General features: G+C 61.5%; 10 protein-coding genes. 1 reads left to right on the top strand and 9 read right to left on the bottom strand.

All coding sequences use genetic code 11. The annotated features are described in order from the left end of the window. Positions 1-168: 168 nt before the first annotated feature. The 9 genes from SM754_RS18530 to SM754_RS18490 all read right to left on the bottom strand — a co-directional run bounded on the left by SM754_RS18530 (position 169) and on the right by SM754_RS18490 (position 15,953). Positions 169-1,698: a primase-associated protein gene (locus SM754_RS18530; protein ID WP_323677646.1), complete on the bottom strand. Its 1,530-nt coding sequence runs from the start codon at positions 1,696-1,698 to the stop codon at positions 169-171. Next, on the bottom strand, positions 1,695-2,564 hold the full coding sequence (locus tag SM754_RS18525) for a bifunctional DNA primase/polymerase (protein ID WP_323677645.1): 870 nt from the start codon (positions 2,562-2,564) through the stop codon (positions 1,695-1,697). The genes SM754_RS18530 and SM754_RS18525 overlap by 4 nt, the downstream gene beginning before the upstream one ends. Then, positions 2,561-6,613, bottom strand: a complete 4,053-nt coding sequence (locus tag SM754_RS18520; RefSeq protein ID WP_323677644.1) for an ATP-binding protein — start codon at positions 6,611-6,613, stop codon at positions 2,561-2,563. The genes SM754_RS18525 and SM754_RS18520 overlap by 4 nt, the downstream gene beginning before the upstream one ends. Beyond that, positions 6,613-10,350, bottom strand: coding sequence for a VirB4 family type IV secretion system protein (locus SM754_RS18515; protein WP_323677643.1), 3,738 nt, complete (start codon positions 10,348-10,350; stop codon positions 6,613-6,615). Before SM754_RS18515 ends, SM754_RS18520 begins: the two co-directional genes overlap by 1 nt. Then, positions 10,350-12,152, bottom strand: a complete 1,803-nt coding sequence (locus SM754_RS18510; protein ID WP_323677642.1) for a TrbL/VirB6 family protein — start codon at positions 12,150-12,152, stop codon at positions 10,350-10,352. Before SM754_RS18510 ends, SM754_RS18515 begins: the two co-directional genes overlap by 1 nt. Positions 12,153-12,155: 3 nt before the next feature. Continuing rightward, complete coding sequence (locus SM754_RS18505; protein ID WP_323677641.1) at positions 12,156-13,067, bottom strand: hypothetical protein; 912 nt, start codon at positions 13,065-13,067, stop codon at positions 12,156-12,158. A 4-nt stretch (positions 13,068-13,071) separates the two neighbouring features. After that, positions 13,072-15,129, bottom strand: coding sequence for a DUF8186 domain-containing protein (locus SM754_RS18500; protein WP_323677640.1), 2,058 nt, complete (start codon positions 15,127-15,129; stop codon positions 13,072-13,074). A gap of 72 nt (positions 15,130-15,201) precedes the next feature. Continuing rightward, positions 15,202-15,690 carry a DUF7985 family protein gene (locus tag SM754_RS18495; RefSeq protein ID WP_323677639.1) on the bottom strand — a complete coding sequence of 163 codons (489 nt, stop codon included), beginning with the start codon at positions 15,688-15,690 and terminating at the stop codon, positions 15,202-15,204. Next, positions 15,687-15,953 carry a hypothetical protein gene (locus SM754_RS18490; RefSeq protein ID WP_323677638.1) on the bottom strand — a complete coding sequence of 89 codons (267 nt, stop codon included), beginning with the start codon at positions 15,951-15,953 and terminating at the stop codon, positions 15,687-15,689. Before SM754_RS18490 ends, SM754_RS18495 begins: the two co-directional genes overlap by 4 nt. Positions 15,954-17,239: 1,286 nt before the next feature. Between SM754_RS18490 and SM754_RS18485 the strand changes: the two genes are divergently transcribed. Beyond that, positions 17,240-18,586 (top strand): orc1/cdc6 family replication initiation protein, encoded by a 1,347-nt coding sequence (locus SM754_RS18485; RefSeq protein WP_323677637.1) that lies wholly within the window; start codon positions 17,240-17,242, stop codon positions 18,584-18,586. Positions 18,587-18,701 lie beyond the last annotated feature (115 nt).

The raw sequence follows: 18,701 nt of genomic DNA, 5'->3' as shown, positions 1-18,701 counted from the left end.
AGGAACCCCTGAGAACGCATTATATCGGTTCCCGGTGCTTCTAATTTAGCGGGAGGTGGGTTTTGACGGTTGTTCCGGCCCGGGATGTGGCTCGCCAACAGAACTGTCTTTCAGAGTATACGACTTAGAACGACTGACGATGAGAAAAGATGGGGAGACAAACTCCATTCAATACCGTGCAGTTGTACTATCGTCGTCGACCGCTTCGTACATACTATCAGTAAATGGAACACTCCCCCAGATAGAGTACGGGCACTCGTCTTGGCCGATGCAGTAGCGCTGCATGTCGTCGTTGTCGCAGTTCATCGGCAGTGGCGTCTCCCCACTAATCGTATTCCCGAACTCGTACTTGATCTGATACTCCGTTTCAGTCGGGTCGTGCCACGGCCAGCGATCGAACACACCCTGCAGATCGCGGACCACTTCGTCCACCGACGCAGACTCGTACTCGGGTAACCAGAGGACCATCCGGACGAAGTTGAACAGGTCCTTCCGGACCGGCCCGCGCTCCAGGAGGCGGTCGTCCATCTTCCCCAGGCACGGTAACTCGAACAGGTCCTCAATGGCCTCGACCACTAGCTCGTTTCCACCGCTTCGAGACCGAATCCCGAACAGTCGACGAGCCTCGTTTTCGACAACCTCCAAGCGGTCACTGTCGGCGTCGGTGAGGCGTGCTTCGAGTGTGCTTGGACTCGAGATACGCTGGCATAGCGACGCCTCCCAGCCAGCCGACGGCTCGTACCGCTGCAAGGCCTCGTAGAACACCTCGGCCGGATAGATGCCGTCGACGTCGACGTCCGACGCGTGCAGCGCCGATGCCAACAGACGCACTAGTTGGCCGTCGCCATCCCAGCCCTTCCACACCCGGCCCTCCTGCCCCGACTGGAGGAAGCGGTCGATGCGCTCGCCGACTCCGTCTGCGCGATTCCGAATCCACTCACGCTGGTCCGCGTCGAGGCTCGCGTTCTGCGCATCGACCAGCGCCCCGAACCCGCGTTTCAGGCGTTCCCAGTGCTTGCGCCGACAGTCTTCGACGGGCACGTACACATTATTTCCCCAGACTCGCGTGGCGAGCTCGCCGTCGACGGTCCCGTTCCGAGCATCATACTCACCGCCGAGTCTAGTATCAGTGACACGAACGATGCACTTGGGCGACGCTGCTGGCATCGGGATCTCCACGAACGTCCCCTCGTCGTTGAGGAACTCGGGGTCATGGACGACACCGGTGCAGACACGCCCGAGATGCGGTCCCTGCTCGCCGGGGTCTTTCGCGTAGATGACTTCGGCCAGCTCCTGAACGGGATCGTCGCCGGCGTCGACGACGAGGTCCTGAACGGTCGCTGCGTACAGCGCACGCAGGTCCGCGACTAGCTGAAGGCCGTCGGTGGACGTGTCCGCGAGGGCGGGATGGTCCGTGACGCACACTGTCGCGAGCGACGTGATTGTCGCGAGCACGGCGGGATCCTCGACGAAGGGGCCATCACGGTCTCGCGGGTCGCCGGGCTCGAACGCTTCAAGAGCGAACCGTTCGACCGCGCTCGCTAACCCGTCCGCATCGACGTCGCCGTCCGCGGTGTGGAAGGCGGTGTAGCCGTGGTCGAACAGGTACTGGAGTTCGAGCTGGCTGTGCTCGCTCGGGAGGGCGGCGCGGTGGAGGGCGTCGTGGTGGTCGTCAATGACGGGTGCGTCGTTGGTCATGCGAGGAACTCCGGAGTGGCGTCGGTTCGCGGGTCAAATCTTGGGCTGTCGATGGGTGTGACGATGCGGGAGACGTCGGCGTGGAGGCTCCCCGGGAGGCGGGCGACGCGGCGGCGATCGGCCGTGACCTGTTCGTCGACGGCAATCCCGTAGCGCTCGGTGAGAATCGTGTTCAGGACCTCCCGGGAGGCCGCGTCCCAGGCATGGTCGGGATCGTCGTCGTAGAGATAGACGTGAACGCCCTGGCCCGTATAGAACACCTGCGTTTCCTCAGCATTGAATCGCGTCTCGAACACGTCCGCTACCTCGAACCCCTGTTCGATGGCGGTCTGGATGTCCGTGAACTCATACGGATAGCCATTTGGTAGCCCGTCTCGGATGCCGGCTTTCGTGAAGAGTTCGTCGCTTGTTAGGTCGTCTGGGTCGACCGCTTCGGCTTCGAGTATATGCCTGGCGCGGTTGCGAGCGATATCTTTCGCGTCGATGTCGACCATGATGAGCCACGACCGCGTCCAGTGATCGAGCGCGTAATAAACGGCGTCAGGGACTGGTTCGCGCTGGTCGACGGTGTCGGGGTCAGCGAGGTCGTCGAGTGGGTCGTTCCGCACCGGATTTCGGATGAAATCGAGGACATCGCCCATATGGTCGAAGTACTCGGATTGCCCATCCGCGGTGCGGGTGTCGCGGCGGATGAAGTCCCGAGGCGGCCGACCGTCTGTTCGCGTCGGGTACGGCTCGCGAAACGCGAGTGCGTACTGTCGAGGCCCGGTCGTGGTGATGTGCGCAGGGCGCGCTGCGAGATGCTGGGTGAACTCATCGCGATAGTACGCCTGAATCTCATCTTGAGTCGCCGCGCGCCATATCATGAGTCGACCCGGCTAGAAAGATGTTTGAACGTTTCCAGCTGCTGGAGGCCGTCGATGTCACGGTCTGCAATATCGTCGCGCAAATCCATCGCACGGTCGTACTCCGGAATCTCCGGGATGAATCCGCGTTTCGCGAGGATTCGAGTGACGAGTCGACCAGCGTCACCGTTCTGGACCGCCCACACACTGGTCATACCGGTCTCTTTGAGCTTCTCGAAGTCATTCGCAATACTATCGTAGTCGTTGGTTTGCGTCTCTACCTCGCCGACCCGGACTAGCTCGTCGTTTGCATCGAACCCGGCGACATCGTACTTGACGTCTTCGGACGCACGATAGTAGCGCTTCACGTGGTCGATATCCTCGCGCTTCTCGAACGCTCTCGCAAGCAGTTCGACGCCGACTTTGTGTGGGGTCTTCTCACCGAGATCGCCTTCCCCTGGACTCACGGATTGCGTTCGCTCAAGGTGTTTCCGCCCTCGCGGAAGGACCGTGTAGTACCGTTTGTTGACGACCCGATGTTGGTGGACGTACCCCTCCTCTTTGAGCATATCGACATCTGGGTTGCCAGCGTCGCCCCGGAAATCGATCATGCTCTCGAGGAGATCGTAGTCCTCGAGTTCGCCGTTCATCGCTCGCAACACGAGCAGGAGGAAGTGTTCGTCGTCGCGCGTCAGCCCGAGTTCGTCGAGTTCTTCATCGGTCTTCGGGCTGTACGCCGCCGGGAGCGGCGACGCTGGCGGCTCGACCGTCTCGACTGCCACGGCGGCCGACTCATCCTCACCCGGAGCGCCTTTGCTCCCGTTTTCGTCGACGGTCGTCTCGGCGTCGTCGCCGTCCAGTGGGACTGCATACCGATTCGTGTCCGTCTCTCCGGGCGTGCTATCGGTCTCCGCCCCTGCATCGTTCACAGTGTCGGTGTCGCTTCCGAGGTCGTTCCACGGGCCGTCTAGCGGGTCCGACGTCGTATCCTCAGTCGGCTCCTCGGTCTCCTCGTTGGGGTGTATCTCCCTGTTTTGCTGCTCTCGGAGCCTGTCGCGTGCCGCCAATACCTCCTCCCATTCATCCAGTTCCTCGTCGCCATCCGTGGAGTCGGTTGCGTCGGTTCCAAACTCGGCCTCGGGACTCAAGGACTCACTCGGCGTCGCATCCGCAGTTCCGGTCGTGCTCTCCGTTGCCCCGCTCGTGTTCGTGTGTGCGGTGACGGTATCTCGTGGCTCGGTCTCCAGGCGAGTGACCGATACGCTCAGCGATTCCTCGACGACCGTCGTCATGTCGTCGTAGGCGTTCGCGAATCCGGGGTTGGATGCGTCGACCGGCGTGTCACTCTCGGAGTGTCCCGATGGGATGTCGAGGGCTTCTAGTGAGAAGGGGCGGAGGTGCTCGGACCCGTACTTCGGGCTCGGTAGTTCCGCAATCCATTCACCGCGTGGCATCGCGTTCAACCGATCACGGACCTCCGCTGGGTCGACGCGCGAGGACGCAAGCATCGACTCCACGTCCGCTTCGTTCGCGAGCTTCCCGTACAGGCGGGTCTGGACGTTGTTCATCATCTCCTGATAGGCCCGTTCGCTCACTTCGCGAACCTGCGAGGGGTACTGCATCACCAACCCCAGCGACAGCCCGAACGATCGCGCCTTCGGAATCAACTGCTCCGTGACGAGATCACTCGCGACCACATCGGCGGCTTCCTCCATGATGAGGTTCGTCTGCTTCGTGTAACCGCCGTAGGCCTGTTCTTCGAGTTGGATCCGGTACCAGAGCTCGCTCACGAGCACGAGCGTCATCCCGCGCTGGGGCTTCGGCCGCAACTGCCCCATGTCGAACAGGACGACTACGTCCTCGTCGAGGAGTCGCCGGAAGTCAAGTCCAATACCGTCGGCCGCATACATCCCGGTCTCCCAGTCGAACGCTGGAACGTGGTTGAACATCGCCTCGAGTGCCGGGTCGTCGGCGAGCTGTTCGAGGCGGTTTCGGGCGGCGTCCATCGTCGTCAGGAACTGCCGGTCGGGCTTCTCGAAGTGCGCCGCCAGCGACTGCTCCAGGTCCACGAACGCCGCGCTCAACTCGGGGAGGGCTTGACTGCGCTGCATGTCGTCGACTGCCGTCAGGAGGCCGTCGAGCGTGTACGCATCCTGGCCGTACTCCGGGTCGAACAGCGCGGTCACGAGTTTCCCGAGGATCTGGGTGGCGACGTACGCCTGGTCGTAGTCCTCGCCCATGACGACGCGCAGCACCTCATGGAAGCGCTCCACGACGTCCTTGATCGCGGTCGCCCGGTCGAGTCCGGCCGCGAGGGCGGGACGGATGTCGAAGAATCCGATTGCGGGAACGTCCTCGGGTATCGTGAACGCGTAGACGTCCTCAAGCGTGTCGTACGCCGCATAGTGCGCCTGGAGGTATTCCTGGCTCATGCCATCGCCTTTCGGGTCCATCAGCACGACCGGGCCCGACGTATCGCTGTGCAGCGTCAGCATATCGTTCAGAATCCCGACAGACTTCCCGGCGCCACTCGCTGCGAAGCGCGCGTAATGCCGAGAGAGGACGACCTCGGGAATCTGGATGCGCTCGCATGGCCGTCCTGCTTCGTCGAGGGCGTCCCCGACCGCCATCCCGGTGCCGGTGAACGGGTCGATGTGCTCCGGGAGCGGGCGTGGAAGCGGGACCGATTCCTGTTTCCGAGTTCGCGCGTCCCGGGAGACCTCCACGGGGAGATTCTGGCCGGAGGGCACAGTTGCAAGCCGGGCGAGCTCGCTCGGATTCACGACGATACCCGCGCGCCGGCGACTACTCGAAAGGACCCGGTTCGCGAGGCCGTCGTCGCCAGCGGTCACGAGGTCTCGACCAAGCAGTCGGCGCGTGAGCGTCGTCGCTGTTGGTGAAGATTCCTCGTGGATGCGGTTCGATTTCAGTTCGATGTACTCGCCGGCGAACGCGTCCAGACTCGTCTCCAGCGCGTCAAGCACCCGCTCGCTCTCGTGGATCTCTCCAAAATCTTCGGTGCCACCATCGTCGTGCTCCCATGCTGGTCGGGTTGGAACGGTGGTGGCGCGGATGTTCAGGGTGAACGTTCGTTTCGGGTGCTTCGCCGAGAGATGCGCGAGGCGACGGCGGACCCCGTCCGGATACTCCGCGTCGGACCGGTTCGCGTCGCCGGTGGGGATGATGGTGCCCATGACGCGCTGGGTGATGGTGTCGCGTTGCTCGCGGATCCGACGCTTGCGTGACTCGGCCTCGGCCGTCCAGTCGTCCTTTGGCTCGAACACGAGCTGGACCGCCGTGGGGACGCTGGCGCCGCCGACGGTCGTGATGAGCGACTGGAGAGCCGGTGTTCCAGATTGCGCCCAGTCGATGTGGACGTCGTCGGTGTCGCGCCCGATGGTGGTGGTCTCGAAGCACGTCATCCAGTCGTGCTTGCGTTGCGCGCTCGCCTCCCACCGGACCCCCCGAGCGTCCACGCTCTCGATAGCAGGGCGAGCGTAGATCGCGCCCGAGGGCGCGAGCGTTGGCCACGTCAACGACAGTAAGGACTCGTCGTCGCGGCCCTCGAACTGGCTCGGGGGCGACACCGCGACGTGTGTGCCATCAACGACGAACTCGACATCGCGAGTGGGATGCTTCGCATCGTCCGGGACCGGCGACGACGAGTCGACGGCGATCTCGTCGATGTCGACGAGGAGGTCGTCGTCGCGGAGGCGGTCGACGAATTCCTCGCTGCTGAGTCGAACTGGTGTCAGCACGCGCTTCCAGGGCGCCCGCATCACACGCTCGACCTTGAACGTCTCCGGATAGATATCGCGGAGATTCCGCTTCACCGTCTCCACGTGCGCCTTCGTATCCACCCCGTAGTAGAGTTCGACCGGTGCGTCCTCCCCACGCGACATGACGAGCACCTCGAACACGGCGGGCGGGTCTCGAGAGTCGATGAAGCCACGACTCCCCTCGCCAGTGAGCGAGTGTAGACTCCGAAACGCTGCCGGCGGCGGTGACGCCGCCTCGTCGAGCGTGTCGTTCGACGGCGTCACCCGAATGTACGGGCGGTCTTCGAGCATCAATCGTCACCCTCCACGACCGGCGCGTCCGACGACTGCTCCGACCGCGAGCCCTCGTCCCGTCCCACAGATCTGAGGACATCGCGGATGTCGCGTTCGTCGACACCACCGAACAGGCGATTGAGCTTCTCCGTCACTGGACCCGCAATCGCCACCACTGGGTCGCGCCCAGCGTCGATGGCTTCGAGGACGCTCAGGATTTCCGTGTCCGACAGCAACGACAGGTACTCTTGCTGGCGGTCACTCAGTGCGTGGAACTGCCGGTGTGTCGACGACCCCGGTGGGGCCGGCACTCGCTGTGGGTCGTCCACAGCATCGTAGGGCTTCATCCGGAGCGTATGCCGGAGTCGTTCGACGAGCGGCGACCGCGTCTCATCACCCATCCCAGGGAGGTCCTCGACGGAGTCCTGGCGCTCGTCGAAGTCGACGACCGCGTGCTCGGCGGGCGTCGAGAACAACTGGATCGGGTACCACGTCCCGTCGATCTCCGCGAGCGCCTCCGAGTACCCGTTCGCCCCCGTGTTCGCGTTCTTCACGAACCCGACCTGCTGCCTGTTCAGCCCGAACGCGTCCGCCCACTGCCCGATCTCCTGGGTTCGATGCAGGAGTTTCACGAACGAGTTGTTGATGATCGCCTCGGCCTCCTCGTGATCGAAGAAGTCGTTCACTTCCTGCGTGATGAAGCGAATACTCGTGTCGTAGTGGCGACTGTGCCGGACACGCTGGCCGAGGAACTCGAGATTCGCGGCATCCCGCATCAGGAACCGTGCCTCGTCGATGATGAACACCACGTTGTCCGTTGTTTCCTTCGCGCGCTCGTACACCAGCGAAAACACGAGTTGCATCATCAACCCGCCACCACTCTGGCGTTTCTCCTGCTGGGAGAGGTCGAGGTAGACGACGTCCTCGTCGCGGAGGTCGAACTCGCTGGGCTCCGCGAGGTTCTGGTACTGGCCGTCGATGAACGGCCGGAACAGATTGATGAGGTCGGTCGCGTTCGCCGCAATCTCCTCGGCCTCGCTCTCGATGCGGACGATGAACTCCTCGGGTTCGGTCGCCATCTCCTCCAGGACGTCCAGGACATCGACGAGCGTCGGACTCGGATTACTGTGGGTGTCGACGTCCGCGGTGATGCCGTTGCGGGCGTAGGCTTCGGTGATGGCGGTGGTGAGCGTCATGCGTTCCGGGCCGAGGTCGATGCCTTCGCGGTGCGCGAAGTTGTCGAAGAAACTCATCACGTCCCGGATTTTCTCCGAGAGTGGGTCGATGTCCTCGCCCGCTGCGCGCCGGCTGGCTTCCGTTGGTGCGCGGATCTCGAGTGGATTCAGGCCGCGAGACCCGCCGAGGGTGATGCGTTTGGCGCCCATCGCTTTCGCGATGCCGTTGAAGCCCTGCATCGGGTCGAGGATGATGACCTTCGTGTTCTCCTTGACCGCTCGCGTCCGGAGCGCGTTCAGTTTCGTCTGGTAGGATTTCCCGCTGCCGCTGTCGCCGATGACGACCCAGTTGTAGTTCGTCTCGGACTCGAAGGGGTCCTTGATGAGTGGCGTGCCGTTGAACGCGTGTTCGCCCATCTCGACGCCGTCGTCCTCGAGGAGTTCGCTTCGCGTGAGCGACCCGAGGAGCGCGCCGACGCCACCACCGAGTGCGAGCTGGCTCGGATCCAGTTCGGGCTCGCGACGGAGGTAGTCCTTGCCGATGGGGGCGATGGATTCGAGCGTCCGGAGTTGCTTGCCCGTGACCGTCTTCATCCCCAGATACGAGTGTTTGTCCTGGAGTGCTTTCCGCAGGGCTTCGGTGTCGTCGTCGAGGGTGTCCTTGTCGTCTGCTCGCGCACTCACGTAGAGCGAGACGTCGAATGGGCGTTCGCCGTCGCGGACGTGGTCGCGCATCGCGGCGGTCCGCTCGACGCGCTCGCGCTGGTCGTGCGCGAAGAACCCGTCGACGAGGTCATCGTTCGCGTTCGACTCCGCCGACATCCCCTGCGCGCGCCGCTCCAACTGTTTCTGGACCCGACCGCGGTCTCGCGGTGTGAAGTGGAGGGTCATGTCGAACTCCAGATGTGGCGTGGCGCCGATGAGATGCCGGAGAGCGCCCGGTTCAATCTCGTCGGGCCACCCATGCGCGAACATCGCACGCCGATACTGCTCGCCAACAACGGCGTGGTCGTACTCGCGCTCGATTCCCTCAGGCGCGATTTCGCGTCCCTGCAGTGCTTCAGTCGCGGGGATTTCACTGGAAATCGTGGGGTCCGCGTCGGGAGCGCTAACACTGGAAGCAGTGGGGTTGGGTGGGAGGTCACGGTCGAGGTCGTCGTCGACGATCGCGAGTTTCTCTTCGTCCGAGCGCTCGGTCGATTCGACCCACGGCAGGAACGCCCAGCGCGACCCAGTGGCCACGGGTGTCAGGCCTGATTCGCTCTCCGCAGCGGACGCCTCGGTGTCGTCAGTCGCATCGCCGCTAGCGGCCTCGTCGAAGTCTTGCCAATCGTCTTCGTCCACCTCGAACATATCACCGTTTTGACTCGTTTCAGGGGGTGTGTCCGCCTCGCTTTCCTCGCCGGCGGCTTCCGAGTTCGGTGTGCCCAGCGAGAGGTCGCCGTCGACGCTCGGACGCTGCTCAGACGCGTCCTCCGCCGAATACGAGTCGACGCGAGCGGTTGCTTGCCCAGGACTGGCGGTGATGGCGGGACTCCTGCGGGCGAGTTTCTCGGGGTGGTCGTGGCGCTCGCTTCCCTGCCAGTACGTCTCGGCCAGCGCCAGCCACTCCCCAGTCGTGAGCTGGCGGGCATCCGCCCCCTCGATCTCGTTGACGTACTCCGTCCGTATCGTCGTGAGTCGACTGTCGAGTCGACTCAACATGAGCGCGTGCTCGCGAGCATCACTCAATCCTTCGCGCATCGAGGACGCAATCTGGAACGGAATCCCAAGGAGGGGGATGTCACCGAGTTTCGCGAACCCACTCGACTCCGTGCTCCCGGAGTCCATGATGACGTCCGTCCGGTCGACACTCACGATGAGGTACGCATGGACTGGCGACGTGCCAGCATCCTCGAGCTCTCGCGGGCGAGATTCGATGGTGTCCTGGACGACCGCGTTCAGGATGGCGTGGTCGCGGACCTCGTCGTCCTCGAGTCGCTCGGCGAGCGTGTTGGTGTAGTCCTCGATATCGAACTGCTGGGTGGTGAGGTACACCTGCAGGTCGAAATCAAGCGCGTTGTTCGCGAACTCCGCAGCCTGCGCGGCGACGTGCTCCCACTCTCGGGACCCCGCGAAGTCCTGATTCGGCGGGTCGAGCTCGAGTGCAGCGACGAGCTGTCCGTCGTCGCGCTCGACAACGCCACGACCGGGATAGACGTGGTCGATGTGCGTGAGTTCGCGCGTGCTCTGGTCGGTCTGGAACCGCTCGAAGAACGACCCCGGATCCCCGAGGTCGATGTCACGAACGACACGGTTCTCGTGCGTACTCGCGGTCGTGTAGTGCGCTCTGAGGACGTTGAGCCAGTCTCGTGTGGTCAGGAACGATGGCGTCGCGTAGACGACGGCGCCAACCCCAGCGAAGGCGACGGCACCGAACAGGATGCCGAAGACGCGCTGGTCGAGTGCGAGTCCACTGAACAGGACGAGGCCGGGGATGCCGATGAGAAGCCAGAGGTCACTCGTCGGGATCCCCAGGAACGGGATGATGTCTGGTTCGTCGGTACCATCGAGCGTCGCGGTCGCATACGTGTCTGTCATCAGGAATCGTCACCGTAGTACTGGTCGCGGAGGCTGGCTTGCCGGCGTCGCCGGCGTTCGTGCTGCTTGACTGCTCGATTCGTCTGGGCTGGCTGCTTCCCGCGGCGGCGTCGCGCTCTCGCGGCCGCCTCGTCGACGATTGCAGGCGTCTCGCTGCCGTCCGATTGCTCGATACCACCGCCACTGCCATCGCTCGACCCACGGCGTGTCCCCTGGTTGGTGGGTGCCTGCGTTCGAAAGTAGGGGCTGGCGGCCCCGGTCGCGATGACTTGCGAGCGCGCAAACTCGCGGTCAGCGTGCGTCGCGAACGACACCTCCGGGTCGACCATCCGGCCGTCACTCACGTAATCGACATCCGACCGAGCGTCGCCGCCAGCGACGTAATCCGCGCGAGCGCTATCGCCGACGAGCGGGTCGCCCGCTCGTTGCGCTTGTTCGGGTGTCGTCTCGGGGTACGCACTCGCCGGGTGTGTGTGCTGATACCCCGGGAGGGCGGGACGCTCCGAGTTGCTGCTGGCTGTCGAGGTCCCCCGGCGGTTGGTGCCCGGGTTCCAGTTCGAGGCGTCGACGTCAGACGCTGGATTCGGCTTCGGCCCACCACGCGTATCTGGGCGAGCACCCGACGGCCGACGTTTCGGGAGGCCACCGCGGCCAGTCGCCGAACCATTCCCTCGACCAGGGTGCCGACCCTCGCCGTCATCATCGTCAGTCGATGGGCGTGGCCCAGAGTCATCTGGGCCACCACCACCGTCATCGTCGGTATCCCCATCGTCAGAGCTTGAACCGAACATCTTCGAGAGGCCCTTCTTGCCAGCTGCTTTCCAGCCAGCCGCGGCAATGCCCGCGGGCTTTGCAACCAGCGAGAGCGCCGCAGTCGCTCCCCGAATCGACGCGTAGTCCGCCGCCTGCGAGAACACGTAAATCGGAACCAATGCCGCGAACGTCGGCACCACCAATACGAACATCAGGTCCGCAATCCCCGCATAGAACACGTTCCCGCCCTTGTCTGCCATTCCCTGAAAGGAGAGCATAATCCGAGTCCCGATTCCGATTGGAATCGGAACCGCGCCCAAGACGATGAACGCGCTGTACGCTCGCCGTGAGAAGTTCCCCAGTATCGGGAATTCACCGAGGTCGAACCCCATCACCAAGGGCAAAGTTGGCACGATCACCCAAATCGCGAACAGTCGGACCATGTGTACAATCACCGCGAGAAGATAGGCGACGATCGCGACTCCACCGACGAGGCTCGCAATCACAATCTCACCGCTGAGGATATTCGACATCGTGGCCACTGTGACATCTTGGAGGTCGCTGGGTGCGGGAAGAACACTCAACGCGAAGAGGTTCATGAGTTTCAGATACGCGACAGCGAGATACCATCCGCCAGGGATGAGGAACAATCCGACGACGAGGCCGATTCGTCGATGGTTCGTTTTTTCGCTACCGACCCCCCAGGCTTTCCCGAAATTGCTGACCATCACGGATAAGAAGAGAACGAGATAGCCGACGGGCAGGAATTTACTCCAGTATAGCGTCTTCAGATGGTTCCAGATGGGTTGTTTCGGAGTGCCGAATAGGACGCCACCGTTGCGCATCTCGGGGGCCGGTGTGCGCAGGATAACGCGGAAGAGGTCCCCCTGTTTTCCAAGGAATTGGTCGATTACCTGTGTCAACGACCATTCGACAAACGACCTGTACATGTCCGGAAGCTGGTCGGTGAAGATATCAAAGACCGATTCCCAGCTAATCCCGATCTGGAGCGGTACAAACTGCAGAATTCCGGGGAACGTCTCAAACATCGGTCAGTCTTCCGCTTCCTGTACGGTCTCGAAGACCGGGAAGTAGGTGTCATCCCCGGCTTTTTCGAATCCCATCTGGACGTCCTGCGTGAACCACGTATCAGAGGCTTGCTCCAATAGCGACAGCTGAATAACGTGCTTGGCCTCGAGACTCTGTCTTATATAGCCGGCTTCCGCCTCCCCCATAGGTGCAAACGTCAACATCTGACCAGGCGCGAGGACAGGCGTCGTCGTCCAGTCCGTTCGCTCTCTTGCATGACAGTACAGCGACCTTCGAGTCTCCCATTTCGAACGATGGGTGCCGGTGATCGAATCTGGGAAGTTGGCTTTCAGATACCGGACTGCGGCTGGACCGGTTCCGCTATTCTCGACCGTGAACAGGTGTGTTTTCGCTTTTTCAGCACAGACAGTTCCACTACTCTCGCTCCTCGACGAGGTCAGTTCCTTCAGAGAGCTATCTTCGAGGAATTCGATGTTTGTGATTCGGATGTCGGGTTCCATCTCGAAGGTGTGCTCGGCGACAACCTCCGAGTCCGCCTTCGCTTCCAGCACGAACTCGCCCGGCTCGTATAGGTCCAGTTCCTCCATCAGCGGGAAGCTGTGTGTGCCCTGGGCTTGCTGGCGGTCGAGAAGCCCGCTCGTCGGCCGGCGGAGGCCGACCGAATCCAGTTCCTCGGGGGTCGAGATTTCAACGGTCAGTTCGTACGCGCCAACGGAGACCGACTCGAAGACGTCCGGGAGCTGTGGTGAGTCACGCGTACCACTGTCATCGGTCGCGTTGCTCCCGGTGTCGTTGGTGAGGCAGCCTGCGCTGGCGGGGAGTGCGAGCGTGCTGGCTGCGAGGGCGGCGAGTGTTCGCCGTCGCGTCGTCTTCGTTGGCGTGCTGTCTGTCGAATCCGTCGTGTGTGGTGTCATAGGATCAGTGAATTTGTTCGGGGTTGTTGCGGGCGATATGCCGGAGCGTTACCAGCACCAATAGGAACGGGAAAAACAGGAGGATCAGCTCGCTCACTAACTGGAGGAGGAATCCGGCGCCAGGGTCAGGTACGCGAGCGCTCTGCGCGCTCGAGAGGTACCCGACGTTGCGACGATGCTGTTTCCAGCCCGCTGGCTCGTACCGGACATCGACGTACGCGGCATCCCGGACTGTGACGGTTGCAGTACCGTCGGCTCCGGTCTGGATGCGTTCACCGTTCACGACGACGTACCCGAGTGTCGACCGTGTCGACAGCGGCGTTTCGACCTGGCCGTTCGCGGTCCCGCGGATGCCGGCGAGTGAGACTGTCGCGCGTAGGTGCGTGTCGTTGACGCGCTCGACGGTCGCGCTCAGGTTCGTCGCTCGAATGTCGACCTCGCGCTGGACGTACACCCCCGTCGTGTTCGTCCCATTCAGGAGGCCGATTACCTCCGCTCGCGAGAAATCAAGCGCGTGTGGTGATTCGTAGACGACGGCGTACGGGAGTCGGTACTGGGGTTCAGGGGCGGAGATGAGGATGTTGTCGTCGATGCTCGGCGTCGTGATTGCAGGACTCGACCGAAGGATGTCCTGAACGCGGACAGCGCCCTGGGTGCTGAGACGCGTCCCTGTCGCGTCCTCGGTCGTCGTTGCGACTGGGATGGCGTAGTTCTGGAGTGGATGCGCCGGCGACCGCGCTCTCGTTCGCGTCGTTCGACTGTCGTTGACGAGATACCGCCACGATGGGCGTTCCGCCGAGAACACGCGCCACGTCCACCCCGCTTGCGTGTTCGAGTCGGGGAAGCGGACGCCTGAGAAGAGGGCGTCCCAGCCGAGGCGGTAGCCGTACGTGTTGCGTGCTTCGAGGATGAACTCGGTGCTACCGTTCGGGTAGCGAGCAACCTCGGCGGTCGGGGTTGGTTGACTGTAGTACTCGACGTCGAGGTGGTCGACCGCCGACGTGTACTGGCTCGTCTCCGAGAACTCCTCGACGACGTACGTCCCGTTACACGTGTTCGACGTGCCGTTCCAGTCGGTGCAGACCGTCTCGGTCCGTTGGAGTCGGAATTCGAAGGTGGCGACGTACGAGAGGGAGTCGTTCATCGCGGTCGTGTACGTGAACGACAGCGACGCGTTCCGGCGGGCGGCTGGATCGTGGGGGCCACCAGTGTTCAGACCGGCGCCCGTCGCGAGTGGCGTGTGACTCCGACAGAGGGTCGCTGATTCGTTCTCGTGGAGGGTACCGGCGTCGCTGCGATAGTCGCCGTCGAGGAGGCACGCACCGACGACGCGGTGGCGTTCGACGTCGTACGTGACGTGCGTGCGACCACTCGTATCGTTCAGCCCTCGAGGGAGCTGTGTGCGGTAGGACTGGGTCCCATGGATGGTGGTGTTGTCGCGGATGAGGAGGGTGGTGCCGCCGCGGGCTTCGTCTCGGAGCGCCACACTGGGTGTGACCGCGAACACGCTCGCGGTCGCGTCCTTGAGATAGCCCGCGTCGTACGTCGATTCGCCTTCCGGGTGGAGACTCACCTGCCCGCGAGGCGTCGGGAACGGGACGTCACCGACGTCACGGCGGTTCCACGTGCCGACCTGCGGGAACGCCTGCATGCTCGTGTAGTCGAACTCGAGCGTGCGGTTGGTCGCCCACGTCGGCTCGTGCCCACAGTGCTCGATGTACTCGACTCGGGTGTAGCCCTGGCCGTCGAGTTGGTCGACATCTCGGCTGAACAGTGCCGCCGAGACGTTGATCGCGAGGCCATTCTCGCCGTAATGCTGGCACATCGGATGCTCCGTCCCGTCCGACTCGTCGTCAGGCGGACTCGCGAGACCAGGACTCGTCGTGGTGACTGCGGGTGCGTCGACATGGTCGACGGCCGGTGTTTGTTCGTATCGAGGCGTGGTGGGGTCAGCAGTCGTCGCGCCGATCGCACTGACAGCGAGACTTCCAAAGAGGACGGTGATGAGCAGCGCTCGAGCGAGGAGCGTGCCCGCGGTTGTGCGTCGAGTGGAGAGTGGCATCGGTGGCATCCCAGGCGTCGAGTGGTGGTTGATCCTTGCGAGTGTGGTCGATGGCGCGGCGTCCCCGAGCGATCAGAACGGGAAGAGGTTGATGCACTGCGCCCAGGGCATGCCGGTGGCTTCGATGATGAGGATGGATATCGGGCCGATGGCGAAGAGTTTCCCGCCGGCGCTGATGGAGAACCGGCGGGCGCGTTTGAGGCTCTGGCGTTGTTCTTCGCCGAGACTGGGGAGGCTCTCCATCGCGCTCGTGCTCATGACGGTGAGGAACATGCCGGCACCGCCGCCGTAGATACACAGCTGGATGATGGCGTTCGCGATCTGGGGCAGGAAGCCGGTATCACAGATGTTGACGTTGACGACGCAACCGTTCGATTTCGCGCCGGCCTGGTTCGGACACTTGTCGTTCCCATTGCTGACACCGTCGCCGTCACTATCGGGCATCGCGGCGACGCCCGGGACGGCGAGTGCGAGGACTGCAGTGAGTGCGATGCAGGCGATGAGTGTCGTGGTGAGGACGCGATACGTGCGGCTGGGGGTGGGGGGTGTCGAGTGAGTCATCCGTTGAGTTCGTCGGTGAGGAGGCGGTCGAGTTCGTACTGGTTGTTCGTGTCCAGGAGCGCTTGCTTGGTGACGCCGGCGTCGAGGGCGGCAGTGAGTCGATCCTGGAGGTGTGCGGGCGTGATGCCGTCGTCGCGCATCCGTCGGCGGACAGCTTTCCGGAAGAGCCCGGAGCGGTTGATGTCGTCTGCCCAGGTGAGGTAGACGTAGTCTGCAAGGTCGATCGTGACCGTCGTGGATTGCTTGTCTGGCACCCCACCCATTTTTATTTCACCGTCATTCGTCGAAATGTAGGTAGCGGATATTGCCATTAAACACTTCTGATTGCCGTGTTCGTGTGTGAAAATATGTGTAAGCGTTCCCCTCACCGGGTTTCAGACAATCACGCTAGTCAGATCCACTCGTGAACGCAGATACCAAGCCAATATCCACACTCGCCCGCACGTTCGAGGGTGTGACTCGTCCCTGACTATGAAGGTCTGCTCGGTCTCGCCACTGATGGCACACCCCGTGTTCGAAGTGTAAACTGTCGGATTCTGGCCTTAGACTGTCGCAAAGTCCTCATCAGAGGTTGGAAGATACTCGAATCCTGGACCGCACAAGCCTTATTTGGGCTGGCGCGTTCGGGGCCGGATTCGCTGCTGTGATGACAACTACCTGAAAGCACTTGCGGTCTACCGGATTGACGAATTCAGGTTAAATTCGGTGCCGATTTTGCCGCTGTAGAGACACAGATTTTGGAGTTGCTGGTGATCGCGAAAGATGAGCAATATTAACCAACACCTGAGTTAGTTGACGACGGTCTGTTGGTTAATCGCAGTTCTCACGATAGCGAACCCCCACACCCCGTGTGCGATATGAATTCGGGAAACGACGGAAGGGGGGTATCGAAGAGAGAACCCACGAAACACCAAGTATTCACGATTTCAAGGAGGAGAGGTTCCAAAACCAGCAATATCGAAATAGGCATAGCTTAAGGAAACCTTTACATAGCCAGTCTGTCAACCAAAACCGTAGTACAACTAGAGTCAGTCGAAGCGAAACGATATGTTTCGTGATATGACTCGTTTCGTCTATCGCTTTCTTCCCCTGTAGACTGAGTGTCTTTGTCGGTTCTACGTCTTCTCATGAACTCTTCCGTCCATTCCTCGGATTATTTGGATCGTCCATCTCTGCCTACCCTCTCGACAAATTCATATCGCACACGGGGTGTGGGGGTAACTTACCGGGCGAGCTCCGATTTCACTCGGAATCGTCAAGAGATACTCTCGGACATATCCGGAGTGAGACCACGTCTGGTATTTCACCTTGCATACAGGGGTGTCCGTCGAGATCTTCTGACTCCCATCAGTATCGACGGCTGTTCGATGAACCATCTGTGATTTCATATCGCACACGGGGGGTCACTACGGGTAATTGACTTCGCCCACGGTCACCAGACTCCACTAGACACCCGCCCTAAGACCGCTTCTATTGCGTAAATCCACCCGATTTAACCTTGCACACGGTGTCCCATAGTTATTTATACTCTCGACATAACTGCGCAAACATGGCTGACGGCGACAATCAACAGTCTCTCTCACAATCTATCAAGGGCCGTCTTCAAGAGGGTGTTCAGAATTCTGTTTTTCGAGATAAAGGACTTCTCGACCCAGATGCCGTCATTGACGAGGACCGAATCGTCGGTCGTGATGACCAGCTGGACGACATCATCACCTACCTTCGACCGGCACTGCAGGGAAACCGCCCTCCCAACATGCTCCTCTACGGGCCGTCAGGGACCGGGAAATCGCTCATCATCAATGCGGTCTGTCAACAGGTTCTCGAACTCGCGAACTCTCAGGAAGACCGGTTCGGCGTTATCAAAATCAACTGCCAGACAATCAAATCGCACGACCGGGCTGTCTATCGCTTGGCGAAGAATGCAGCTGACGAAGCTGGTGTCGGAGTCGGCATTCCTCAAAGTGGCATCTCGACGGACCAAAAGCTCAATCGGTTCTACGAAATTCTGAGCAACAATTTCGACTCGGTCATTATCATCCTCGACGAGGTTGACCTTCTGGTCGGCCGGCAACGAGATCCGAACGACGAGCCGGCGTATTCGAAACTTCTCTACCAGCTGTCTCGAGCCTCACAGCTCGGTCGCATCGAGGGGCACGTTTCGGTCGCTGCGCTCACGAATGATCCCCGGTTCATGAAGGATCTCGACGGCCGGGCCGAGAGCTCGTTCAATCCACAGGATGTCGTTTTCCCGGACTACGATGCGAACCAACTGCAGTCGATTCTCGAGCGACGTCGTGACGCATATCAAGATGATGTACTAGAGGACGGTATCATTCCACTCAGTGCCGCGTTCGCCGCCCAGGACCACGGTGATGCTCGAAAGGCTATTGATCTGTTCAGGAAAGCCGGTGAGATTGCGGATCGATCCGGTGAAGACACGATTCGTGAAGGGCACGTTCGCGATGCCCAGAAAGAGGCTGAACGCGACCGGACTTTAACCCAGATGCAGGGTCTATCGACACAAAAGAAGCTCTCGCTTTATGCCACTGCGATCGTTCCCGTTCACTCGAAGCGCAACCTGAACGCTGTTCCTAGCACGGTTGCATACCGCGTATATCAGTACCTCACTGACCTACTCGATGCTGATGAGAAATCCCGGGATTCTTACTTACGGTACATGAGCGAGGCGGAGACCTACAACTTCGTCACTTCGCAGAAACGAGGGCGTGGCTATGGGAGCGGTGTCCACAAGGAGTATACCTTCGTCGACGACCCAGAAGTGGTCGCTGAGACGCTTCAAGCTGATATTCGACTCGAAGAGGTAGAACACGATGAGGATTTGATTCGGCCTGTTGTCAATGCGCAGATAGAGGATTTCTTCGAGGGCAACTAACTCGAAGAGTCCTCGACATCGGCGACGGATTCATCTCGCACACGGGGTGTGGTATCGACGGAATAGTAGTAAGTTTTACTAGAAGTGTCTGACAAGGGTACGCAAGATTTCATTT

This window comes from Halorubellus amylolyticus (genome assembly GCF_034808145.1).
Classification (GTDB): Archaea; Halobacteriota; Halobacteria; order Halobacteriales; family Natrialbaceae; genus Halorubellus.
Note: the sequence above shows the minus strand (reverse complement) of the source record. Positions and strands in the feature narration are given on the sequence as shown.